Source organism: Rhodococcus sp. 21391 (assembly GCF_016772255.1).
GTDB lineage: Bacteria > Actinomycetota > Actinomycetes > Mycobacteriales > Mycobacteriaceae > Rhodococcus_F > Rhodococcus_F opacus.
Genome location: NZ_CP063781.1, coordinates 1,206,024 through 1,228,083 on the forward strand (window position 1 = coordinate 1,206,024; position 22,060 = coordinate 1,228,083).

Genomic DNA, 22,060 nt, shown 5'->3' on the forward strand with positions numbered 1-22,060 from the left:
GGTGGACAACGGCGAATCCTGCCCGAGCGGACAGGGGCGGTCACCACGCAGACCGCCCGAGCCTGTAACAGGCTCGGGCGGTGCGGTGTTCGGGGACTACTGCCGGGCGGGCACAGGTGTGGCGCCGGAGGTGGTCTTCGCTCCGGTCGAGCCGCGCCGCGCGAGGAGCAGGTAGATGGGCCCGGTCACCACCAGCCCGGCGACCCAGGACAGGTCGGCGCCGCCGAGGAACGCGGACACGGGCCCCGTGTAGAGGGACGTGGCCATGAACGGAATCTGGACGACGATGCCGAGCAGGTAGGCGGTGACGGCCGTCCAGTTGAAGCGGCCGTAGATGCCGCCGTCGAAGCGGAAGATCGACTCGACGTCGTAGACGCCCTTGTGGATGAGGTAGAAGTCGATGAGGTTGATCGCCGTCCACGGCACCAGCACGACGAGAAGCACGACCACCAGATCGACGAAGTGCGACACGAAGTCGGCCGACAGCGCGATGGCGACGACGGAGGCCGCGACGAGGATGATCGTCGAGAGGATCACCCGGGCGCGGGCGGTCGGAATCCAGCGGGCGCGGAATGTCTGGACGGACGTGATGATGGCGAGGACGGCGCCGTACAGGTTCAGCGCGTTGTGGCTGATGACGCTGAGCAGGAACAGCACCAGCATGATGCTGCCGAGGCTTCCCGTCGTCGCCTTGACGCCGTCCATGGTGCCCATGCCGATCGGTGCGGCGAGCGTGACGACCGCACCGAACGCGAAGGCGAGGAACGAGCCGAGGGTGCAGCCGAGGTATGTCGCCCAGAACGTCGACGGCACGCCGACGTCCTTGGGGAGGTACCGCGAGTAGTCGGACACGTAGGGCGCGAACGCGATCTGCCAGAGCGCGCCGAGTGACACGGTGGCCAGCCAACCGGCGAAGTTGAAGTCGCCCCGCGTGAGGAAGTCCGACGGCAGGTCGCCGGTGAGGATGGCGAAGAAGCCCACCAGGATTCCGATTCCGAGGACCCAGGTTCCGATGCGGTTGAGGATGTGGATCAACCGGTAGCCGATGACGCAGATGACGGCGGAGCCGAGAGCGCCGGCCACGATCCCCACGTCCACGGGTATGCCGTTCACGATCCCGTGCATCGACTGGCCGGCCAGGACGATGTTCGACGAGAAGAAGCCGAGATACATCACGGCGGCGATCACCACGATGATGAGCGCCCCGAACGTGCCGAACTGTCCGCGGCTCTGGATCATCTGGGGGATCCCCATCTGGGGTCCCTGCGCCGAATGCAACGCCATCAGGGCGCCCCCGGCGAGATGTCCGACGACGAATGCGACGAGGCTCCACCACAGCGAGAGCCCGAACAGGCTGGGGCCGAGGGCACCGGTCACGATCGGTAGCGGGGCGAGGTTGCCGCCGAACCACAGCGTGAACAGATCACGAACCTTGCCGTGGCGATCGGATTCCGGGACGAACCCGATGGTGTGCTTCTCCAGCATCGGGGCGACGTGGGTGTCGGGCATCAATCCTCCGAACGGCGCGAGTGCGCCACTTCTAGGTCGAGTAGTGGAGACCACAATGGCCGGAGTCAGTGAATCTGTACAGAACAACTAACTGATGCGTTGCATCACTTCTTCTGATTCAGCAGGTCGGACTAGCCTGGGTCGATGCACACCGTGGGAGTCGACCTGGCGGCCGAGCCGAAGAAGACCGCCCTGTCGATCATCGACTGGTCCGGCGGTGTGGCCCGCGTCGAGTCCGTCCGGCTGGGAGCCGGGAACGACGCCGTGATCGAGGCCGTGCTGGCGTGCGACAGGACCGGTATCGATGCACCGTTCGGCTGGCCCGACGCGTTCGTCCGGATGGTGTCCGAGCACCACGCCGGCCGACTGTCCGCGACCAACGGTCTCGCCAACCGCGACGGGCGTCGACCGCTGACCAAGCGGCGCACCGACCTCGTGGTGCAGGCCGCGACGGGGATATCCCCGCTCAGTGTGTCGGCCGATCTCATCGCGCACGTCGCGTTGCGCTGCGCCGGAATCCTCGCGGAACTCGGTGACCTCGGCGTCGATGTCGGACGCGTCGACGGCCGCGTGGTCGAGGCGTATCCGGCGGCCGCGCTGCGCACCTGGGGGCTGGTGTCGCGCGGATACAAGAGCGCGCAGAACCGGGTGACGCTGGGGGAGTTGGTCGACACGCTCCTGGCGGCCGCGGACTGGATGGATCTCGGCGCATTCCAGACGATCTGCCGCGAATCGGACGACGCTCTCGACGCCGTGCTGGCCGCCGTCATCGCGCGGGCAGCGGCCGTCGGCTGCACAGCGCTACCCGAGGGCGACGACCGCGCCATTGCCGAACGGGAGGGATGGATCCACGTGCCGGCGGGAGGCCTGCAGGCGTTGCGGCCCTAGCGGCGCATTCCTGTGACTGCGCTGGTAGACCGACCGCGGCGACGCCCTCGGGTGAAACCTGGCAAATTGGACACCACACGCACCGTGCGTGGGCACACGAAGAAGGAGTCCAATGGCTTTCTGGGATCAGCTGAAGGCAAAGGCGTTCGAGATGAACGGCCAGCTCAAGACCAAGACGGCACAGTTCCAGAACAAGGAGTTCGCCAACGCCAGCATGGCCATGTGCGCCCTCATCGCCGCGGCGGACGGAACCATCGACCCGTCCGAGCGTCAGAAGACCGCGGCGCTGATCACCAGCAACGAGGCGCTGAGTGTGTTCCCGTCGGACGAGCTGAGCCAGAAGTTCGACTGGTACTGCAGCAAGCTGCAGTCCGATTTCGAGTTCGGCAAGATCGAGGCCACCGCCACCATCGCGAAGCTGAAGTCCAAGCAGGATCAGGCACGTGCCGTCATCCAGATCGGCATCGTCATCGGTGGCGCCGACGGCAACTTCGACCAGCACGAGCGAAACGTGGTGCGCGACGCCTGTTTCGCCGTCGGCATCGCCCCGGCCGAATTCGAACTCTGAGGTGATCGGTGACGCGCCCGGCTCAGGGGCGCGTCACCGACGCTCAGTAGGCCGTGATGATCGGCGCCGGGTTCCACATGCCCGAACGCTGAATCCGGGTGGTGTCGATCTCCGCGGTCTTCGCGTCGGGGTCGACCGGGGAGTACTGCTCCACTCCGCCCCAGTCACGGTCCCAGTCGTCCCTCAGATACGACGGTATGGTGCGGCTCGCCCGGGTCATCTCGATCCAGCCCAGGGGGCCTCCGCCGTACCGGTCCTGCCACAGGCTGGTCATGATCGCGCCGGGACGGTCGGGGAGGATCCGGTATTCGGGCGCCTCCGCGACACCCGTGCGGTGGTCGAACGGTCGCTGGCACGGAAATGCAAGTCCCACAGCCCAGTCGATCATCACGGGCGAGTCGGATCCGATCACGTCGTTCAGTGTCTGCGTCCGGGGAACACGCGGCGGCGTGACCGCCAGCCACTGCTGCGGATCACTGTCCGAATCCGACGCCACGAGTCGGACGACATCCGTATCGTCCGGCAGGGAATCGAGCGGGACGCGCAGATTCCGCCAGGACGGTGCCGGGCCGATATCGATCGGCGTCACGCGTCCCGACACCGCGACCGCGCCGTCCGGTTGCGTGGTGCCGTATTCCACCTCGAGGTTCTGGCCGTAGGTGACGACGCCGTCCGCGTCGACGGAGCGGATGCGGCCCGCTGCGGCGATGGAGACGATGTCACCCGCCCCCGCGTCCGATTCGGGGTTCGGCAACCGGTACCAGCCCGTGGTCAGTGACGCGTCGCCGTCGCTGCCGTCGCTGCCGAGGACGGGCGTGCGGTCGGGGTCGAGGCCGAACGGCAGAGCCACGGCGCTGCCGTTGACACCCACCGCGCCGGCGCCGCCGCCGGTGCCCGCGGCGTTGCTCGACGCCGTCTGCTCGGTGTTGTCGGTCTTGACGGAGTTGGCGACGCCCGCATCCGACGATTCCTCGTCGGCACTGAGGTCGCCGGCGACGCCGTTCGGTGTGAAGCCGACGGTGCCCGTACCCGCGAGGGCGGTCGCGGCGTCACCGGACAGTGGTTGCAGCAGCGACGCGTTCGGATCGGTTTCGAGCAGGACGTCGTTGGCGAGACCGCACGGTGCGCCGGTGACGGCGTCGACGTTGGAACGGGCGAGGGAGAACGCCGGGTACTGCGCGACCGCGCCCTTCGCCATCGACAGCACCTCGAACAGCACCATCGCGGCGGCCGCCACCGTCAACGGCGGAATCGCCCACAACCGGCGTCGCCGTACGGATTCGGTCCGGGTGTAGGGCTCGCGGAAGTAGCACCACGCCGCGATCAGCAGCATCACCAGCGTGGCGCCGAGCAGGATGGTGCCGGCACCGAGGCCGGCGATCGACACCGGCTTGTCCCACCACGGGACGCTGTAGCTGGACACGTACCACCACCCGTTGGTGCTGGTGAAGCACATCGCCAGCAGGAACAGCACAGCGGCCGCGAACAGGGCGCGGTTGCGCGGCGAGCGCACCACGGCGGTGCTCACCGCCACGGACGCCAGGACGGCGAGCGACCCCGCGAGGCCGGCGTAGATGCCGAAGTGATGCGTCCACTTGGTGGGCGTGAACATCATCAACCCCATCGCGGCGAGCGTGATGCCGATGAGCCGCCGCGACGGTCCGGCCGCCGTCCCGGGAATCCGGCCGCCCTTGCGGAGCATCACGAAAACCGTCACGGCCAGGCTCAGCACCATCACGAACACGCCGAACCGGCGCGACAGCGAACCGTCGACGGAGATGTTCAGCAGGTACTGGTAGCGGAGGTATTCGTCGAACCAGGGGACGTTGGGGCCGATCGCGTGAACGTGCTGCATCTCCATGACGGCGGCGAGGGTCTGGTCGGCGAACACCGCCACCAGGATCACGGTCCCCGACGCGACGAGCGGAGCCAGCAATGCTATGTATCCGACCGTCTTGGCCCGCGCGATCACGATCTGCAGGATCGGCCGGGCGCCCGCGACCAGGGCGCCGAAACAGATCAACCCGGACGGGCCCGCGGTCAGCGTGGCCGCACCGACCAGAATCGCCACCGCGGCGGGCAGCAGTCGCCGGGTCGCGACGGCACGTTCCACCGAGCACCACGTGAGCAGCACGCCCACAGCGACGATCGGCTCGGGCCGCAGACCGTTGTTGTACGGAAGCCAGAACGCGAGGAACACCAGTCCGCCGGTCCAGAGCGCGAGCCGGTTGCCCCGGACCGCGGCGCCGAGTCGCGGTGCGACCTCACGGCTGATCACCAGCCACGCGACGATGCCGGCGAGCAGCGCGGGCAGACGCACGAACGGACTCGCCGGGGTGATGTTCGCCAGCACCGCGAGGACGTCGTAATACGGAGACCCGAACGGCGCCTCCGGGACCCCGTACCAGCGGAAGTAATTGGCCATGTAACCCGCCGCCGCGGACGTGCGGGCCATGTTGAACTGATAGCCGTCGTCGGAGGTGGAAGCGCCGATGAAATGCCACAGCACCAGCGTGCCGATGACGACGGCGTCGACGACCCCGAACGACCACCAGCGGGTGGGCAGGAATCGTCGTGCCCGGCGCCCGTCCACGTTGTCGAGACGGTGCAGCGCCACCAGCGCCAGAATGGTCGCGAGCGCGCCCACCACCATGGCGACGAACTTGAGGGTCGACGGGTTCGACGAAAAGCGGCTGTCGATCTGGGCCGTCACCTGCAGTCCGTCGGGCGCCGCACCGTCGAGGTCGCTGAAGATGCCCACCATCTGCGGGCGGAGGTCGCCGTCGACGACGGTCGGTGCGTCCTGGCCTGCCGCGACGAAACCGGCGGTGGTCCGTGTGGAATCCGACGACACCACGAGCGCGCAGTCTGCGGGTAGCTGGTCCAGCGGCGACGACAGGAGCACCTTGTTCCGCAACAGCACCTCGACGCCGGCGGGACCGTCCGGGGTCGCGGGCTTCACCCTGGCGACCAGGCCGTACCTCCCGGCGTCGGCGGCGCCCGCGGGGGCGGTGGAGGTCAGGATCCCGCCGCGGTCGGCGAGTTCACCGACCGCCGAACAGGGGATCTGCACGTCGAGGCTCAGCGGCGCGTAGGTGACGAGCGGTGCCTCGACGCTTCCGGTGCTGCCGTTCTGCGGCCAGGTGAGGGTCGCGCTGTCCTGCTCGACCGGAAGGAACGGGAGCGACAACGTGAGCAGCACTCCGACGACGGAGCCGATGATCGCGAGAAGGCGGGCGGAGCGGACCGACTGACCGAGGCGAGACGACTGGGGCGGGGTCCCGATCGGCGACTCGTCCGAGTCGTCTCTGGACACTTTCGCCGATTCCAGCCTGCTGTCAGTCACGACGTCGGATAGTACCCATCCGCGCCAATCGTTAGCGAAGGCAAGAACAGGCCCGGTCGGAGGACCGGCCGCCCCGGCGAATCACATGTGGAAGTGCTTCAGGATCCGCGACCGGCGCTCCGCTCGGGTGAGGAGATGGTGGTGATGCCGCGGACCACGGCGGTGCCGAACCTCGGAATGCACTTCGCGAATGATCTCGAACATGCCTCCGCCTTCCTTCGACGCGAGTCGGTAGCCCGACGATAGGTCGAGGGCAGGGTGAGCCGATTCACCTGGGGCGGGTGAACCGGGTCACCCGGTCACGGGCTGTACCGACAGCTGTTTCACACCGGTCTGCGAACAGCCGGTGGTGGGGTAGGGGAGGAATACCGACCCGGTGTCGTCGGGTGGGTACACCCGGAACCCCGCGACCGGAGTGGGGCCACACGTCTCGGCCGGATAGTTCTGCACCACCGTGGCACGCACCGCTGCGGTGGCCCGTGCGCCCGGAGCGACCGTCACCTGAGTCACGGTGCCACCGTCCCGATCGGCCGCGACACCCACCTGCGGACCGTCCGGGGCCGCGACGTACGAGACCCCCGGGTATCCGTGGAGGACGCAGCCGCGGGTGCCGGTGTTGGTGAAGACGAGCGGGATCTCCTGAGATCCGGCGGCCCCACTCGCCTGCCCGAGCGTCACCTGCAGTTCGCCGATCAGGCAGCGGTCGGGGTGCGGAGCGGTCGTCACGGTGGGCGCGGCTCTCGTGAAGGTGATGTCACCCGAGGGTTCGGCGGTCTCCGTCTCGTCCGTCGAGCCGCACGCCGAGGCGGTGAGCACGGCGGCGATTCCGAGTACTCCGAGAAGGGTGCGTGCCGGTGACTGCGTGCGCATCTGATCGCTCCTCTTCGCCGATGTGCTGCCGTACGTCGATGGTCCGCGATCGGTGCCGTCCCGGTGTGTGGTTCGGGGAGACCGCATTCGCCCCTTGCCGGAGGAATCCGGTCGTAGGCTGCGGGGCGCAGGTAGTCGCCGAGGGCACCGCCGACGACGTCGATCGCGCCGCGAAGCCGCGCGAGCAGCCTTCCCCGCATCGTCCGCGCTCAGCGGCAAGGAACGTGGCGAGTACCTCCAGAAAGCGGCTGCCCTGATCCAGGAGCGCCTCGACGACTTCACCGCCCTGATGTCCCGCGACATGGGCATGCCGCTGGGATTCGCGAAGCCCATCCAGATCGGCATGCCGCTCGCGAACCTCGCTGCGTTCGCCGAACTGGCCGCCACCTCCGACCTCGACGTCCACGAGGTGGGCAACTCCCTGATCGTGCGCGAGCCGGTCGGTCTCGTCGGGGCGATCACCCCGTGAATTTCCCGCTCCACCAGGTGGTGCTCAAGGTCGGCGGTGCCCTGGGCGCGGGATGCACCGTCGTGCTCGAGCCGACCGAGGTGGCACCGCTCGCCATGTACGCGCTCACCGACATCTTCGACGAAATCGGTCTGCCGGCAGGCGTGTTCAACCTTGTCAGCGGATTCGGGCCCGTCGTGGGCGAGGCGATCGCCGGACATCCCGAGGTGGACATGGTCTCGTTCACCGGCTCCACCCGCGCGGGCAAGAGGGTCGCGGTGGTCGCGGCCGAGACGGTGAAGAAGGTGGCACTCGAGCTCGGCGGCAAGTCGGCCAACCTCATCCTCGACGACGCCGACCTGACGAAGGCTGTCACCGACGGAGTAGCCAAATGTTCCTCAACTCCGGCCAGACCTGCTCGGCGCTGACCCGGATGCTGGTCCCCGCGGACAAGGTGGACGAGGCCGCCGCCATCGCGGCGCAGGTCGCGCAGAACTACTCCGTCGGCGATCCGACGGCCGCCACGTCGGTGCTCGGGCCGCTGGCGAACTCGAACCAGCTGAAGCGGGTCGCGGCTATATCGAACAGGGCATCGCGGAAGGCGCACAGGCCGTACTCGACGGCCGGGAGACCGGCCAGGAATCCGGCTACTTCGTCGGACCCACCGTGTTCTCCGGCGTCACCGAGGACATGACCATCGCCAAGGAGGAGATCTTCGGCCCCGTCCTGTCCATCATCGGGTACCGGGACGAGGACGACGCGGTGCGGATCGCCAACGCAACGGAGTACGGACTCGCCGCCGGCGTCTGGTCCGGCGACCAGCACCGCGCCGACCGCGTCGCGCGACAGCTGCGCGCCGGCCAGGTCGAGGTGAACGGCGGGAGGTTCGACACCAACGCCCCGTTCGGCGGGTACACGCAGTCGGGCATCGGCCGCGAGGCCACGCACGGGCGCGGAGCGCAATTGGCCTCACGCTGAACCGAATCGGTGACTCCCGACCGTCGCGGTCCTACCCTCGAACCGAGGGGCGGACAGCGGAGATGAGGAGAACGACATGGATCTCGGTCTGGGCGGCAAGCGGGCCGTCGTCACCGGCGGCAGCCGCGGTATCGGTTTCGCGATCGCGCGCAGCCTCGCGTCGGAGGGTGTGGACGTGGTGCTCGCGGCCAGGGGCGTCGAGGCGCTGGAACTGGCGGCGAAGACGCTGTCGCAGGAGACCGGGCGGCGGGTGATCGGGGTACCCACCGACACCGGCGACGACAATTCGGTGCGCGCCCTCGTGCAGCGGACGGTGGACGAACTCGGCGGCGTCGACATTCTCGTGAACGCCGCGGCCACACCGTGGAGTGCGGGCAAGCCGAGCGACTTCGCGTCCACCACCGACGACGTGGTGCGCGCCGAACTCGAGATCAAGGTGCTCGGCTACCTGCGGACCGCCCGCGCGGTGGCACCGCACCTCGTGGAGCAGGGGTGGGGACGGATCATCAATATCAGCGGGCTCGGTGCACGCCAGGCCAATTCCATCGCGCAGACCGTGCGGAACGTCGGTGTGTCGGCGCTGACGAAGAACCTCGCCGACGAACTGGGACCGCACGGAATCAACGTGACGGTGGTGCATCCGGGGCTGACGCGGACGGAACGGCTCGTCGACCGGCTGGCGGCGCAGTCCGAGGCGGAAGGTGTGCCGGTCGCCGAGTTGGAGTCGCGGCTGGCTACCAACTCGATCCACCGGTTGATCGACGCGAGCGAGGTCGCGGACGTCGTCACGTTCCTGGCGTCACCGCGCAGCGTCGGGATCTCCGGCGACGCGGTTGCCGTCGGCGGGGGTGCTCCGGGCGCCGTCTATTACTGAGCGCGGGCGGGTGACAGCGCGCCGTCGTGTTCGGTGACTTCCCGGGCGGCGCGCTCCCCGGACCGGATGGCCCCGTCGACCCAGCCGCACATCACGGACGAACTCTCCGTGCCTGCCCAGTGGATGCGACCGCACGGCTTGCGGAGGGCGTGGCCGAACTGGGTGAGCACTCCCGTCGGCGCATGGCTGAGCATGCCGCCGCCGGAGTACCGCTCGACGCTCCAGTTCTGCTCGATGTAGTCGACTGGGGAGGCAGCTTTGGCTCCGAACCTCGCGGTCAACTCGCCGAGCACCGCCTTCTTCCGTTCCGCTTCCGACAGCGTTCCCAGCGTGCGGGCGATCGGTCCCTCGACGATCACGCACAGAACACCGGGACGTCCCGTGTCGGTGCTCGCGTCGATGGTGATCGTCGCGGGGGAGTCGGGTGCCGCGGACTGCCCGGACAATCCGTCCGCGCGCCAGAAGGGTTCGTCGTAGAGGACGGCGATCTTCATGACCGCGCCGCTCGGCATCCGCTGGTGCAGGAAGGACCGATCCATCGGCAGCAGCGGCTCGTAGAGGATCTGGCTCGCGATCGCGATGGGGACCGCGACGATCGCCCTCCGGGCCCGCACCGCCATATCCGCAGATCGGACGGTCACGCCGTCGCCGTCCTGCGCGATGTCCCGGACGGGTTGTGACAGATGGAGTGCGTCGCCGATCGCGGCCGCCATCGGACGGTAGACGGCACCCATTCCGCCGACCGGCCGCGCGTCCTCGGCCGCGTCCTTCACACCGAGAACGAAACTCGGACCGCCGCCGGACGCCATCTGGTACAGGACGAACAGCATCGACACCTCGGACGCCGCGGACGTGTAGCAGCCGGCGATGGCGGTCTCGAGAAGGTCGTGGGCCGGCTTGGACAGCGTGTTGTCGCCCAGCCATTTGGCGAGGCTGATCGCGTCCCACTTCGCTGCCTTCTTCGCCTCCCACGGCGCCTCGAGCGGAATCGTCTTGCACATCTCACCGAGTTCGACGAACACGGCGCCGAGATTCGCGGCCGCCCAGGGACTCATCGTCAGGGGAATCGTCCCCTTGTACCGGTACTGCTTGCCGTCGACGACCATCATCGCCTCGCCGTCGGTGTACTGCTTGTAACTCTTGACGCCGAATTCGTCCATCAGGGCGTAGATCCGGTCCTGTCCCGGCCCGATCCAAGCACCGCCCCGATCGATCCACGAACCGTCCTCACGGACCACGGTGAAGGTGCGCCCGCCGATCCGGTCACGCGCCTCCACGAGCGCGACCGATTGTCCGGCCTGTTTCAAGCGCAGTGCCGCCGTCAGTCCGGCGAATCCGGCGCCTACGACGCAATAGTCGACCTCGATGTCTGGCATGGCAAATCCCCTCGCGCTCCGCGCGCGGCCCTAGTGCGGCCGTATGTAACGGGTGCGCCGCCATTGGTCCTGGGGGTGTGAATTCCTCTCTCCGGGAATGAAATCGCCGCGCACAGAACATATTCATCCTTACTCGCGGCGAGTATCCCGGTCAAGGGCGTCCCGCCCGTGAGTACTTGTTAACCGCGGGCGGTTGACAAGTACTCACGGGTCAGCGGCGCAGCGCCTTTCGCGCCAGCCAGTTGCCGAAGAACTGGGAGGCCTGGACGAGCAGGATGATGACGAGGGTGGCGACGAGGGTCACCTGCCAGTTGAATCGCTGATAGCCGTAGACGATGGCGAAGTCGCCGAGCCCGCCGCCGCCGATCGTCCCCGCCATCGCGGACATGTCGACGATGCCGATGAGAACGAACGTATAGCCGAGGATCAACGGGCCCAGGGCTTCCGGGATCAGCAGGGTGACGATGATCCGCAGGGGTCCCGCGCCCATCGCGCGGGCAGCCTCGATCACGCCGGGGTCGACGGTCACCAGATTCTGTTCCACGATGCGTGCGATGGCGAACGACGACGCGATGATCATCACGAAGATCGCGGCCTCGGTTCCGATGGTCCGGCCCACCACGGCGAGGGTCACGGGCCCCAGTGCGGCGAGCAGGATGATGAACGGAATCGGCCGGACGATGTTCACCAGGATGTTCAGCACCGTGTAGGCGGCCGTGTTCTGGAGAATCCCGCCCTTCCGCGTGGCGTACAGCAGCGTGCCCACCACGAGCCCGATCAGCCCGCCGACCACCAGGGTGATCACCACCATGTAGATGGTGGTGCCGATGGATTCGAACAGTACGGGGCGCAGCTTGTCCCAGTTCGTGGTCATGCCTGTACTTCCTCGACGTCGGTGACGGTCCGCAACCTGCGGATCACGTCGTCGACGCCGTCGTCCGGACCGACGAGTTCGAGCGTGAGACTGCCGAACGAGCGGTCCTGCAGGGTGGTGATGCCGCCGTAGACGACCTCGAATCGCACGCCGTGCCCGCCCACGTCGGAGAGAACGTCGCCGATCCGGCTGCCGTCCCGCACGTCGGCGGTGACGATCCGGCCACCGAAACGCGACCGCAGGCGTTCCAGGTCGGCGGGCTCCGGGCGGTTGCGCAGGATCGTGCTCACAAAGCTCTTCGACGCCGGCGCCTGGGGTTCGGAGAAGACGTCGAAAACCGTGCCGAGTTCCACGACGCGACCCTCCGCCAGCACGGCGACACGATCCGCGACGGCCCGGACGACGTCCATCTCGTGCGTGATCACCACGATGGTGACCCCGAGTTCCCGGTTCACCTTGCGGAGCAGGCGGAGTACGTCCTGCGTGGTCTCCGGGTCCAGGGCACTGGTGGACTCGTCGGCGAGCAGCAGGTCCGGCGACGTCGCGAGCGCGCGGGCGATCCCGACACGCTGCTTCTGCCCGCCGGACAGCTGGTCGGGGTAGGCCCGCGCCTTGTCGGAGAGGCCCACGAACTCGAGGAGTTCGGCGACGCGCTCGCAGCGCTTCTGTCGCGGCCACCCCGCCACGACGAGGGGGTACGCGACGTTCCCGGCGACGGTCCGCGAGCGGAACAGGTTGAACTGCTGGAAGATCATCCCGATCTTCGCGCGCACGTGCCGGAGTTTCGATTCCGACAGCGCGGTGATGTCGACGTCGTCGACGACGACACGCCCGCTCGTCGGGCGTTCCAGGCCGTTGATCAGCCGAACCAGCGTGCTCTTCCCGGCCCCCGAGTAGCCGATGACCCCGAAGATCTCACCCCTCTCGATGGTGAGATCCACGGCGTCGACAGCGGTGAGCGTCTTCTTTCCCGAAGAGAAGGTTTTCGTGACGGATTCGAATCGGACGATCGATGTCATCTACTTGGCCGAACGAATTCCCTCTTCGACCCGCGACAGGATCTGCTGCAGTTGGGCACCGTCGCGTTCCACCTCGACGGACGTTCCCTTCGACTCCTCGCGCACGGCGGCCTGGATCTCGGGGTCGTGCCAGATCTTCACGAGTTCGAGGTACGTCGCGTTGTCCTTGTCCTCGGCGCGGGTGACGAACGTGTTGATGTACGGCTCGGCGGCCGGGCTGGACGGGTCGTCCTTGTAGAGAGCCGATTGGGGGTCGATGCCCGAACGCTCGAGAAACGTGTTGTTGACGATCGCGCCGTCGACGGATGCGAGCGACAGCGCCGTCTGGGCGGCGTCGACCGGGGTCACCTTCACCTTGGACGCAGCCGTGTCGATGTCGGCGGGTGTGGGGGACGGGTTGTCGCCGGTCAGCGTGAGCAGGCCGGCGCCCTTCAGCACGAACAGCGCACGAGCCTGGTTGCTGGGGTCGTTGGGGATCGCGATCTCGCCGCCCTGCGGAATGTCGGTGAGGCTCTGGTGCTTCAGCGAGTACAGGCCGAGCGGCACGATCTGGGTGGCGCCGATCGGGGTGAGGTCGTCGTCCGCGCCGGTGTTGTACTCGCCGAGGAACTGCAGGTGCTGGAAGAGATTGGCATCGATCTGCCCCTGCGACAGGGCGATGTTCGGCTGCGAGTAGTCGGAGAAGTTCACGACGTCGAGCGTGATACCCGCGTCCTTCGCCTTGTCCTCGAAGATCTCCCACGAGCGGTCACTGGCCTCGGTGGTTCCGATCCGGACCGTGTCGCCGTCGGCGCTCCCGGATCCACCGGAGCACGCTGTCAGTGCTGCCAGGAGTGGAACGGCGGCAAGGGCGAGAGAACGGCTGAACTTCACGGAAAATCCCCACGATCGATCGGATGACCACGGAGTGTGGCCACTGGCAAGGTAGCGCCTCCGGAAGTTGCGCGGAATGGTTTGGATCGCCGTGATTCGAAGGGTCGTGTGGCGACTTCCGTTCCTGCCCTGCAGTATTCGACCGGAACCGCAGAGTGCTCTAGGGTGGCGGGGTAGACGCGCGAGAGGTGATGAAGCAATGAAGGTAACGGTAGTGGCGGGCAATCCCAAGCCCGGTTCACGGACGCTGGACGCAGCCGGTCTGGTCGCGACCGCGGTCACGGGTGCCGCCGCGGATTCCATGGTCGACGTGATCGAACTCGGTGCGGGTCTGCTCGGATGGGGTGACGACAAGGCCGCGGCGGCCGTGGACACGGTGGCGTCGTCGGACCTCGTCGTGTTCGCCAGCCCGACGTTCAAAGCGTCGTACACCGGCGTGCTGAAGCTGTTCCTCGACCAGTTCGCGACCGGAGACGGCCTGAAGGACGTCGTGGTGGTGCCGCTGATGCTCGGGGCCGGGCCTGCGCACGCCATGGCGCCGGACCTGCTGCTCAAGCCGGTGCTCGTCGAACTCGGCGCAACGGCCCCCGCTCCCGGTTTGTACCTCATCGACACCACCTACACGACCGACACGCGCATCGCCGACTACGCCGAGCGGTGGGGTTCGATCCTCACCGCGGCGGCCCGGACCCGGACGGAACTCTCATGACGCAGGCAGACGGCACACTGGACAAGACTTCGCTCCGGGAGGCGTTCGGACATTTCCCGAGCGGCGTCGTCGCCGTCTGCGCCGAAGTCGACGGTGAGCGCGTCGGGATGGCGGCGAGCACGTTCGTGCCCGTGTCGCTGGAGCCGCCGCTGGTCGCGTTCTGCGTGCAGAACACGTCCACCACGTGGCCGAAACTCGCGGACCTCGCCCACGTCGGGATCAGCGTGCTCGGTGAGGCGCACGACGCGGCCGCCCGCGTGCTGGCCGCGAAGACCGGCGACCGGTTCGCGGGCCTCGACACCGAAACCACCGACGGCGGTGCGCTGTTCATCGACGGAGCGTCGGTGTGGCTGGACACCACCGTCACCCAACAGGTGCCTGCCGGGGATCACGCGATCGTGGTCCTGCGGATCAACGAACTGAGGGTGCAGTCCGAGATCGAGCCGATCGTGTTCCACCGCAGCCGGTTCCGCTGGTTGCGCACCGTCGCGTCCTGACCCGGTCCCGCTACTGCGGGCGCCCCCCGGCGCTGACCACGGCCAAGGCTTCGTCGATGCACGCGGTCGCGTCCCGGCCTGCCGTGTCCAGGACGTGCACGGAAGAATCGACGGGCTGGTATTCGCGTCGGACGACGTCCGACCAAGTGGGAACCCGCAGACCTGCCACATCGACGACGCGGGTCTCGACGCGACGCCGGTGTTCCTGCTCGTCCGAGCAGACGACCTCGATCTCGGCGAGTGACGCATCGAGGTCGCGCGCGACTGTCCGCCACGCATCTCTGGTCACGTCGATCGGATTGACCGAGTCGGCGACAACGGAGACGTTGCCGCGCAGGATGTCGCGGGCCACGGCGTATCCCACCCGGTAACCGGCCTCTGCGACCGACGGTGCTGCAAGAGACGAGTCGAGAATGGCCTGTTCGATGCTGTCGATGCGCACGTGTGCTGCACCGAGTGATTGCGCCAGCCCCCGTGCGATCGTCGACTTTCCCGATCCCGGCAGTCCGGCAAGGACGACGAGAACTGGACTTCGCCGCGCAGAACTGCGGCGGGGTTCGCGCGGGGTCATGGAGCGAGGTTACGGCCAACGCGGAGGCTTGTGGCACCACGCGTCGAAATCTGCGTACTCGCAGTTCCCATGGCGGCCGAGCGCTTCATCGACCCGGCTGGTCCGACCGGCGGCTGCGCCACCCGTGCGTGGTGTGCGAGTCTCTGGACTCGTCAACCACTCACGGGCTGCGGAGTGCCCGGCGGACGGTGTCGGCGAACGAGGTGGGATCGTGGATCAGCCAGCCGTGACCCCCCGTCACGGTGAGGACGGTCGGATTGCGGAGTGCCTTCCGCATCGACTCGAAGCTGGCGAGCGGAATCGTCCGGTCCCCGCGACCCCAGACGAGGGAGACCGGTAGGCCCCGGTCGGCGAGGACGCCGAGTTCGTGGCGCAGGTCCGCCCGTCTGGCCAGGTGCGCGGTGCGCCAGACCGCACGCGGATCCCGCAGCGTGTTGGGCAGGAACCCGTTGACGAGCGACGCCGTGGTGTGCGCGATGGTCCGGATCGACAGCGCCTCACCCAGCGCCGAAGCGCCCCAGTCCCACAGCGGCCTTTCGCCGATGGGCCGGATTCCCCAGCCGTCGGACGACCAGGCGCCACCGCCGACGGAGTTGACGAGCACCAGGCGCGCGACCCGCTCCGGAAGGTCGTGGGCAGCCTGAATGGCGACGCCCCCGCCGAAGGAGTGGCCGACCAGTGTCACCGGTTCGCTGATTCCCGCCTCGTCGAGGAACCGTCCCAGCCAGGCCGCGTAACCCGCGAAGGTGCGGGCCTCGGGCGGATGGTCGGGAGTTCCGCCGAAGCCGGGGAGCGTCGGAGTGACGACGCGATGTCCCTGCTGGGCGAGCATCGACAGGCTGCGGCCGTACACCCGCGGGGTGAGCCCCCATCCGTGCAGGAAGACGACGGGTGAGCCTCGCCCCACGACAGTGAGGGTCGCGGCGTCCGCATCTGCGGGTTCCCCGAAGATCTCGGGTTCTGAATTCTGGATCAGTGACACGCCCAACAGCGTGGACGACGCGCATGCCTTCGGTAACGGGCCGAATTGCCTGAAGGCATACCTGTTTCTGAAGTTTCGTGACTGACCGGTCGGTTCGAGATCTGATCGTTATATACCTGGATTGCGAAAACAGGTATGTGTATGGGCCATTCGGCCGTTGTCCGCTGAGTCCGTGACCGGGATGTTATCTAACGTCTCGTCCGAGCGGCACTGATGTCGCCGGAACCTCATGAATGAAGGACTCAGCTCAATGGCCAAGCATAGATTGCGTCGGGGCAATCGTCTGCAGTTTTCGACCGGCGGTCTCCTGATCGCCGCCGGTGTGGGAGTGGGAGCGTTTCTGCTTCCCGTTGCTCCCGCTGCAGCGGAGCCGATCACGATCCCAGGGATTGGGACGTTCGAGGTACCAGGCGTGCCGCCGGTGCCGCCGGCTCCGGCTCCGGCTCCGAACCCTGGGCCTCTCCCGGGACCGTTGCCTGCCCCACCGGCGTTGCCGTCCACCCACGGCGCGCAGGCTCTCGCGGCCGCCGAATCGAAGATCGGATCGCCGTACGTCTGGGGCGCAACCGGGCCGAACGCCTTCGATTGCTCGGGTCTGGTGCAGTGGGCGTACAAGCAGGCGGGCATCTCCGTGCCTCGCACCACCTACGACCAGGTGAACGGTGGCTCGCCCGTCGACAAGGGCAGCCTGCAGCCGGGTGATCTCGTCCTGTTCGACGGGGCGAACCACGTCGGGCTCTACGCCGGGAACGGCACGGTCGTCCACGCGCCCACGTCCGGGCAGCCGGTGAAGCAGGCGCCCCTCGATTCGATGCCGTTCTACGCGGCGCGCCGGTACTAAGGCGGCTCCGCCGCCCGTGCGCCTTTCTGGTTGCCAGCGCTACCAAAAAGGCGCACGGGGCGCGAAGCGCTACGAGTTCCGGATCAGGTCCGACGCCCGCTCACCGATGAGAACGGACGGTGCGTGGGTGTGCCCGCGGAGGATGGCGGGCATGATCGACGCGTCGGCGACGCGCAGTTTGTCGACCCCTCGCACCCGCAGGTCGGGCGTGACGACGCTCGCGTCGTCGTTGCCCATGCGACACGTCCCAACCGGGTGGTAGAGCGTGTGGGCATTCTCCTGCAGTGCCCGGGCGAGTATCTCGTCGAGCGGCGTGCTCGGCGTGACGGCCGGGCGAATCATGTTGCCGAGCCGCGACTTCAGCGCCGGAGCCGATGCGAGGGCGTCGCACAGGCGCAGTCCTTCGAGCATCGCCCGCCGGTCGACTCCGCCGCTGTCGCTGAGGTAGCGGGGATCGATGATCGGCTTGGCGAGGGGATCGGCCGACCGCAGCGAGATCTCGCCTCGACTCTCGGGTTTCACGAGGATGGTGCCGATCACCGCGGCGTGACCGGTCGCCGGGATGAGGCCCTCGTCGAAGAACGGCGCCGGCCCGAAGATCATCTCGAGATCGGGCAGTGCCAGATCGTCCCGACTGCGCGTGAAGCCGTACGCCTCGGCCACATTCGACGTGAGCATGCCGCGGCGACGGGTCAGGTAGTTGAGCAGCTCGGGGATCTTCTCGGCGGCGAACAGCGAGTCCGAGTCGACGCTGTAGCCGAGGAACGACACCAGATGGTCAAGCAGATTCTTCCCGACCTCCGGCAGGTGCTGCTGCACCGCGATACCGTGCTCGCGCAACTGTGCCTCGTCGCCGATGCCCGACAGCATGAGGAGTTGCGGGGAGTTGATCGCCCCGCCGGCGAGGATCACTTCCTTTGCGGCGCGGATGGTGCGTCGCACCCCGTCCTTCTCGTACTCGACTCCGACGGCCGCGGAGCCCTCGAACAGAACCCGGGTGGCCTGGGCGCCGGTGAGGACGGTCAGATTCTTCCGTTTCAGCGCCGGTCGGAGGTAGGCGTCGGCGGTACTCCACCGAGCACCCCGCTTCTGCGTCACCATGGTTTGTGAGAAACCCTCGGGTCGAATGGCGTTCGCCCGCTCGACGGGATAGCCGGTCTCCTCGGCCGCCGCCAGGAACGACGCGGTGAGGGCCCGGGGGCTCCGCTGATGCGAGACGACGATCGGTCCGCCGGTTCCGCTGTCGGCGTCCGACGCGTCCTGGACGTTCTCGATGCGGCGGAAATACTTGACCACTTCCTTGAACGACCAGGAGTCGTCGGTGAGTTCGGCCCACTCGTCGTAGTCGGCGGCGAATCCGCGCACCCACATCATCGCGTTCATCGACGACGAGCCGCCGAGCATCTTGCCGCGCGGCCAGTAGATCGTCCGCCCACCGAGCCCGGGTTGCGGCTCGGTCAGGTAGTCCCAATCCATCTCGCTGCGAAACAGTTTCGAGAAGGCGGCGGGGATGTGCGCGAACTTGTCCTTGTCCTCACCGCCGGCCTCGAGGACCGCGACCTCGCTGCCGGAGTCGGCGCTGAGCCGGTCGGCCAGCACGGCACCTGCCGAACCCGACCCCACGATCACGTAGTCGGCCACAGACAGTTCCTGATTCATCGTTCATCTCCACTTCGACGGGGGTGGGGGATCGAGGACACGCAGCCCTCATCCACGCAGCGCGGACGCGAAGATCGCCGGCAGCCGGGTCCATGAGGGTGCACCGGCAAATCCTGTCAGCAATCGACCTGTCGTGGCGGCGGTTCGGTTGGTGACGAACCACGGGGGTTTGGGCGAGATGGACATCTCACGGTTCAGGATCGACCGCGGCGACGGACGGAACGGGCCGCGGACGACGGTGCGCTCCGGCCGGTCGATGAGCAGGGCGTTGTGCACCACGCCGATGCCGCTCTGGACGTCGTTGAGGGTGTGGCCGGGGAAGGCTCCCCAGGTCGCGGTAGCGGTGAGGTACCCGACGCCGGTCCACGCGTTCACGGCGATGGTTCCATAGCGGAGGCTTTCGAGCAGTGAGTCGAACTCCGCGCCCAGCTCGCGGATGGTCTGCGGCGCGGCGACGATGTTGACGCCGAGGGTGCCGATGAAGTCCTCGTTCACGAGGTCCGCGGCGTGTGCCGCGAACTCGGCGCCGCCGTGGGGAAGGTCGATCACGCCGAGCACCGGGGCGAAGTACTCGGTCTGCAGGAGCGGGGCGTAGGCGCCGGGCTCGAGATCGGTGACCAGGACGCGTCCGCCGTTCTCGCCCAGGCGTGCGGCGGTGGGGAACGACGCGGTGGCGTCGGCGACCCGGGAGTCGCTGCCGGGGTAGTACGCGGCGCGGTCCGGTGCCGTGTCGAGGGCCTCCTTCAGGGCTGCGACGAACTCGTCGCGCTGCTTCCACTCGGACGACACGACCACCGCCTGCGCCGCGACGCAGTTGTAGCCGCCGTTGTGGAGTCGTTGCGTCGCAATGTGTTCGGCCTGGAACTTGATGTCGGCGCGGCTCCATTCACCGGGCAGCACGATGGTGGGGGACACACCGCCGAGTTCACTGGAGATAGCCTTGCCGAGGATCGGCTCGTTCGCAGCCTTGCGCCGCGCGCCCTCCTCGCCGGTCCCGAACACGATCGCGTCGTGGGTGAGCGCGCTGCCCGTCATGTGCACGTGGTCGACGAGGTCGTGGTGCACCAGATACGTCCCGACCTCCGCGCCGCCGGTCAGCAACCGGACCGCGCCGATCGAAATGAGCGGTTCCAGGACACGTGTCAGCACGGGCAGCAGGCGGTCGGTGATGGGGTTGAGCTTGAGCGCGACGACGCGATTGTGCGCGATCAGTTCGTACAGGGTGTCGAGCGGGGCGATCGAGGTGATGTTGCCTGCGCCCAGGACCACGCCGATGCCCTGCGTCAGCGACGGGTCACGCTGGGCGAGGCCCGCGTCGCGCTGTGCCGTCGCACGATCGATTCCCGGCTGCAACCACACGTCCGCGCTGAATCCGCTGAGCAGCAGCTTGTCGAAGATGTTCAGGGGCAGCGCCTTGACCGTGGTGCGGCCGCCGGGTGCCGTGCCGAATGTGGCGCCGTCCAGCGGGCTCGATCCGGCCTCGAGTTTCGCCAGGCTCGCGGATAGTGCCGCGGTGCCGGTGGCCAGCGGGTACGGTCCGGACATCCATTCCTCGCCGACCAGCGGCGACTTCGGGTCCAGGCCCTTGATCGCGACCGCGGCGTCCACCCAGTCGGCGGCGTGCTGCACGGTGAGGTCGTGCACCTTGTCGAGAAGTTTCCTGCGATCGGCGAGGGAGAGGTCGGCCCAGGTCTTCTCGCCCTCGGCGAGGTCGGCGAGGGCCGCGTCGACGTCCGGATGTGGGGAGGTCGCGCCGGGGGTGTTGGAGGTGGCCTCGGGTTCTGAAGTGCTCACTGTGGACAGCTCCGCTCGGGTCGAGTGCATGAAGGACCGCGCCGCAGAAGGACAAACTACTGTGGCGTAGATTACTGATTCTCGTCTCAGTTCCGGGCACCGCGCCATAGGCAGCGGCTGTCAATGTGAACATCCGGGCTATGCCGTCGCACAAAAAGGGTATGGCGCGGACCACGCACGGTGGATAGTCTTGCCGGATGACTGTCAGCTCGGATGTCGCGCCATCGCCCACCGATCTTCTGGGATCGATGCTGGAGTCCGTGGACCAGTTGTCCGAGGAACTCGTCTCGCGCATCCTGTCGGCCGAGCACGGCTACGTGGAGGCGACCCTCCTCACCCCCGAGCAGTTGTACGCGGCGTGCGTCGATAATCTGACTGCGATGCTGGGCAACCTGGCGGGCGGTGCGCCGATCCGGCTCGAGGCGGCGCGTGCGGCCGGACAGTTGAAGGCCGAACAGGGTGTGCCGCTCGCGGCGTTGCTCCACGCATTTCGGCTCGGCGGCCGCCTGATCTGGGACGAACTGATGGACCGCTCGGAGGGTCGCGCCACCAACGCCCTGCTCGACATGGCCGCTCAGGTGTGGGCGCTCGTGGACGACTATTCGGACAGCGCAGCGGAGGCATACCGGGAGACCGCCGACCTGCGCGCCCGCGAGGACGCCGAGTCGCGAGGCCGGCTGATCAGAACCCTGTTCGGTGACCACGCGGCCAACCCGGCCGGCGCCGCCGACGCGCTCCGCACGTTCCGGATTCCGGAGAACAGCACGTTCCTCGTCGTGTCCGTCGAAGCGGCGGCCTCTCCGTCCGCCGCGGACGTCGTGCAGTCGGACCTCCGCGGTGTGGGTGTCGACTCGGTGTGGGACACGGAGGTCGACGGCCGGATCGGACTGCTGTGGGCCGCCACCGCCGAGGTGCTCGATTCCGCGTTGGACCTCCTCGGCCGCACCGGGCACGGACGGATCGGGGTCAGCTCGGTGTTCGGACGTCCCGGCGGGACGAGCCGGGCCGTCGAGCAGGCACGGATCGCGCGTCGCTGCGCCGGACACGGCGGATGCACCCCCACCCGTTACGAGTCGGTGCCGGTGTCGCTGCTGCTGGTCAGCGTTCCCGACGCCGGCAAGCTGGCGTCGAACCAGATCCTCGGACCGGTGCTGGCGCTGCCCGCCGAGGAACAGGAGAGCCTGCTCGCCACTCTCGACGCGTGGTTCTCCTGTCGCGGATCCACCACCGCGGCGGCCACCCAACTGCACTACCATCGCAACACCGTCCTGTACCGGCTGCGCAGAATCCACACCCTCACGGGACGCGACTTCTCCGACCCCATCGACGCCGCCGAACTGTACGTCGGTCTGCGGGCGCACCAGCTGCTCGGTGCGTGACCTGG

At 67.9% G+C, this 22,060-nt stretch carries 19 protein-coding genes and 1 pseudogene; 8 read left to right on the forward strand and 12 right to left on the reverse strand.

Annotated features, from left to right (window positions below):
• Positions 1-96: 96 nt before the first annotated feature.
• Positions 97-1,509, reverse strand: coding sequence for a purine-cytosine permease family protein (locus tag GO592_RS05655; protein ID WP_007300436.1), 1,413 nt, complete (start codon positions 1,507-1,509; stop codon positions 97-99).
• Positions 1,510-1,653: 144 nt separating this feature from the next.
• Here GO592_RS05655 and GO592_RS05660 point away from each other — a divergent pair, with 144 nt between their 5' ends.
• Positions 1,654-2,397: a DUF429 domain-containing protein gene (locus tag GO592_RS05660; RefSeq protein ID WP_007300437.1), complete on the forward strand. Its 744-nt coding sequence runs from the start codon at positions 1,654-1,656 to the stop codon at positions 2,395-2,397.
• A gap of 112 nt (positions 2,398-2,509) precedes the next feature.
• On the forward strand, positions 2,510-2,965 hold the full coding sequence (locus tag GO592_RS05665; protein ID WP_005254018.1) for a tellurite resistance TerB family protein: 456 nt from the start codon (positions 2,510-2,512) through the stop codon (positions 2,963-2,965).
• 43 nt (positions 2,966-3,008) lie between these two features.
• Here GO592_RS05665 and GO592_RS05670 read toward each other — a convergent pair whose 3' ends face one another.
• The 3 genes from GO592_RS05670 to GO592_RS05675 form a co-directional block, all read right to left on the reverse strand.
• Positions 3,009-6,281 (reverse strand): arabinosyltransferase domain-containing protein, encoded by a 3,273-nt coding sequence (locus GO592_RS05670; RefSeq protein WP_007300438.1) that lies wholly within the window; start codon positions 6,279-6,281, stop codon positions 3,009-3,011.
• Between the two features lie 111 nt (positions 6,282-6,392).
• Positions 6,393-6,515, reverse strand: coding sequence for a hypothetical protein (locus GO592_RS45765; RefSeq protein ID WP_257014924.1), 123 nt, complete (start codon positions 6,513-6,515; stop codon positions 6,393-6,395).
• An 87-nt stretch (positions 6,516-6,602) separates the two neighbouring features.
• Complete coding sequence (locus tag GO592_RS05675) at positions 6,603-7,181, reverse strand: DUF4232 domain-containing protein (protein WP_007300439.1); 579 nt, start codon at positions 7,179-7,181, stop codon at positions 6,603-6,605.
• Positions 7,182-7,219: 38 nt separating this feature from the next.
• Between GO592_RS05675 and GO592_RS05680 the strand changes: the two are divergent.
• Positions 7,220-8,607: pseudogene (locus GO592_RS05680) on the forward strand (aldehyde dehydrogenase family protein).
• A gap of 76 nt (positions 8,608-8,683) precedes the next feature.
• The gene (locus GO592_RS05685; RefSeq protein ID WP_007300440.1) at positions 8,684-9,481 is read left to right on the forward strand and encodes an SDR family NAD(P)-dependent oxidoreductase; all 798 of its coding nucleotides are present in this window, start codon (positions 8,684-8,686) and stop codon (positions 9,479-9,481) included.
• Here the strand turns inward: GO592_RS05685 and GO592_RS05690 are convergent.
• From GO592_RS05690 to GO592_RS05705, 4 genes are all read right to left on the reverse strand, one after another.
• A complete protein-coding gene (locus GO592_RS05690; RefSeq protein WP_007300441.1) occupies positions 9,475-10,857 on the reverse strand; it encodes a flavin monoamine oxidase family protein in 1,383 nt (460 codons plus the stop codon). The two genes, GO592_RS05685 and GO592_RS05690, sit on opposite strands and share 7 nt — an antisense overlap.
• Positions 10,858-11,068: 211 nt before the next feature.
• Positions 11,069-11,731, reverse strand: coding sequence for a methionine ABC transporter permease (locus tag GO592_RS05695; RefSeq protein ID WP_005252476.1), 663 nt, complete (start codon positions 11,729-11,731; stop codon positions 11,069-11,071).
• Complete coding sequence (locus GO592_RS05700) at positions 11,728-12,750, reverse strand: methionine ABC transporter ATP-binding protein (protein WP_007300442.1); 1,023 nt, start codon at positions 12,748-12,750, stop codon at positions 11,728-11,730. The genes GO592_RS05695 and GO592_RS05700 overlap by 4 nt, the downstream gene beginning before the upstream one ends.
• Positions 12,751-13,623 (reverse strand): MetQ/NlpA family ABC transporter substrate-binding protein, encoded by an 873-nt coding sequence (locus GO592_RS05705; RefSeq protein WP_007300443.1) that lies wholly within the window; start codon positions 13,621-13,623, stop codon positions 12,751-12,753. It lies immediately after the preceding gene.
• Between the two features lie 199 nt (positions 13,624-13,822).
• Here GO592_RS05705 and GO592_RS05710 point away from each other — a divergent pair, with 199 nt between their 5' ends.
• Both GO592_RS05710 and GO592_RS05715 read left to right on the forward strand, forming a co-directional pair.
• Positions 13,823-14,332, forward strand: a complete 510-nt coding sequence (locus tag GO592_RS05710) for an NADPH-dependent FMN reductase (protein WP_039952796.1) — start codon at positions 13,823-13,825, stop codon at positions 14,330-14,332.
• Positions 14,329-14,829 (forward strand): flavin reductase family protein, encoded by a 501-nt coding sequence (locus GO592_RS05715; protein ID WP_007300445.1) that lies wholly within the window; start codon positions 14,329-14,331, stop codon positions 14,827-14,829. The genes GO592_RS05710 and GO592_RS05715 overlap by 4 nt, the downstream gene beginning before the upstream one ends.
• A 10-nt stretch (positions 14,830-14,839) precedes the next feature.
• Here the strand turns inward: GO592_RS05715 and GO592_RS05720 are convergent, their stop codons facing one another.
• Together GO592_RS05720 and GO592_RS05725 are read right to left on the reverse strand one after the other, a co-directional pair.
• Entirely contained in the window at positions 14,840-15,400 is a 561-nt protein-coding gene (locus tag GO592_RS05720) for an AAA family ATPase (protein ID WP_082325030.1), read from the reverse strand.
• A gap of 160 nt (positions 15,401-15,560) precedes the next feature.
• Positions 15,561-16,388 (reverse strand): alpha/beta fold hydrolase, encoded by an 828-nt coding sequence (locus GO592_RS05725; protein WP_172651332.1) that lies wholly within the window; start codon positions 16,386-16,388, stop codon positions 15,561-15,563.
• Positions 16,389-16,632: 244 nt separating this feature from the next.
• Between GO592_RS05725 and GO592_RS05730 the strand changes: the two genes are divergently transcribed.
• Positions 16,633-17,223 carry a C40 family peptidase gene (locus GO592_RS05730; RefSeq protein WP_039952797.1) on the forward strand — a complete coding sequence of 197 codons (591 nt, stop codon included), beginning with the start codon at positions 16,633-16,635 and terminating at the stop codon, positions 17,221-17,223.
• 69 nt (positions 17,224-17,292) lie between these two features.
• Here the strand turns inward: GO592_RS05730 and GO592_RS05735 are convergent, their stop codons facing one another.
• Both GO592_RS05735 and GO592_RS05740 read right to left on the reverse strand, forming a co-directional pair.
• A complete protein-coding gene (locus GO592_RS05735; RefSeq protein ID WP_007300449.1) occupies positions 17,293-18,882 on the reverse strand; it encodes a GMC family oxidoreductase in 1,590 nt (529 codons plus the stop codon).
• 48 nt (positions 18,883-18,930) lie between these two features.
• On the reverse strand, positions 18,931-20,676 hold the full coding sequence (locus GO592_RS05740; protein WP_007300450.1) for an aldehyde dehydrogenase family protein: 1,746 nt from the start codon (positions 20,674-20,676) through the stop codon (positions 18,931-18,933).
• Positions 20,677-20,873: 197 nt separating this feature from the next.
• On the opposite strand from GO592_RS05740, the gene GO592_RS05745 reads away from it, so the two are divergent.
• Positions 20,874-22,055, forward strand: a complete 1,182-nt coding sequence (locus tag GO592_RS05745) for a PucR family transcriptional regulator (RefSeq protein ID WP_007300451.1) — start codon at positions 20,874-20,876, stop codon at positions 22,053-22,055.
• Positions 22,056-22,060: the final 5 nt, after the last annotated feature.